This is a genomic window from Ruminiclostridium papyrosolvens C7 (genome assembly GCF_000421965.1).
Classification (GTDB): domain Bacteria; phylum Bacillota; class Clostridia; order Acetivibrionales; family DSM-1351; genus Ruminiclostridium; species Ruminiclostridium papyrosolvens_A.
Genome location: NZ_ATAY01000067.1, coordinates 1 through 1,477, shown reverse-complemented (window position 1 = coordinate 1,477; position 1,477 = coordinate 1). Strand labels below are relative to the sequence as shown.

At 47.4% G+C, this 1,477-nt stretch carries 2 protein-coding genes; both read left to right on the top strand.

The annotated features are described in order from the left end of the window. Positions 1-831, top strand: an 831-nt coding sequence (locus tag L323_RS0120930; protein ID WP_200859515.1) for an IS91 family transposase, incomplete at its 5' end; no start/stop codon positions are given. Between the two features lie 70 nt (positions 832-901). Then, the gene (locus L323_RS34635) at positions 902-1,177 is read left to right on the top strand and encodes a hypothetical protein (protein WP_020816262.1); all 276 of its coding nucleotides are present in this window, start codon (positions 902-904) and stop codon (positions 1,175-1,177) included. The last annotated feature ends 300 nt before the right edge of the window (positions 1,178-1,477 follow it).

Sequence of the window (1,477 nt, the reverse complement as noted above, 5' to 3'; positions counted from 1 at the left end):
GTCGTTTTCACGGTTGATGAAGGATTACGCGAAGTGTTTCTTCTCCACCGAGACAAACTGCTCAAAGAATTTATGGACGAGGCCGTCCGTGTAGTCAAAACGTATTTCGAGAAGAAGCACAAGGTGACGCCCGGCATCATAGCAGGGCTTCATACCTTTGGGGCGCGGATGAATTTCAATCCCCATGTCCATATGCTAGTAACCATGGGCGGGATGAAGAAGAACGGGGAATGGAAAACGTATGACTTTGTGCCGTTCGAGATGTTGCGTAAACAATGGCAGACGGTTGTGTTGAAGCTGATTCGCCGAAAGTTAAGCGCCCGAGAGAAAAAGCAAGTACAATCCCGTTTGCAAAAAGCCTACTCCGAAAATGGGGAAGGCTTCTATGTGTATGCCCCGAAACAGAAAGGGAACGTCAAGCGGCAACTCGGATATATCGGGCGATATATGAGAAGACCGGCGATTGCGGTGAGCCGGATCGAAGCGTACGACGGAGAAACGGTGACCTTTCGTTATCGGGATAAGACGGATGGGGAGGAGAAAACGGAGACGATCCCGGTGGAAGAATTCATCGGAAGGCTGATCCGACATATCCCGGATGAAAACTTTAAGACGATTCGTTACTATGGGGTTTACTCGCGGCGGATCAAGAGCCTGTGCAAGAAGTTAGTCAGCGAGTGGCAAAAAGCGGCGAGAAGATGGATCGTCAAGGCAAAGCGGATATTGAAACGCAGAACGTGGAGTGAACGGGTCAAGGAGCAGGACGGGGAAGCCGCCATGTTGTCCGAAATGCGAAAGTTATTACGAATACAAGGGAGAAGCTTGCCTTGAGGATGGGAATTGAAGGTGAAGTACGCGGTGTGCTCCACCTCAAAGGCATGTCTGGAGAGGATGATTCGGGATGTCGCCGGTGTCAAAGAAACGAAAGGTAGCGAAGAAAAAGAAAAAGCCGCAAAGCGGGCTGCATAGCAAAGCGAAAGTAACCTACATCTGTCTTCAATGTCATACAACAGAAGAGATTCCGCTGAATGTCGTTCGAAATTTCGATGCGATGGATGATGGGGATCCAACAGTACCTCCGCAATTCCGCTGCGAAGAATGTGGAGGAGGCATGTACCCGGAATATTACAAAGGAATTCATGGTTACGAGTACAGGATTAGTGACGTAAGAAAATAAGCCGGATGTAGATTGTTCCCCACACCCGGCTATTTTGCACGTATGAACTAAATCGTACGAACTAAAGGACGCCGTCAGGCGTTTTTCTTATTTTCTAAACTTGGGGTCTTATCTTGCCGTTAATATAATTAGGTATGCGCTTAATTGCCTATGTGGCTAACATACATAATTGCACGTCGTAGGAAAGGGGATTTTAATAAAATGAGAAGAAAAATCTCAGGTGTCTTGGCGCTTCTGTTAGCAACTAATTTATTTAGTGGGTCTTTGGGCGGGGGTAGCAATGCCGAATATAAAGTTATC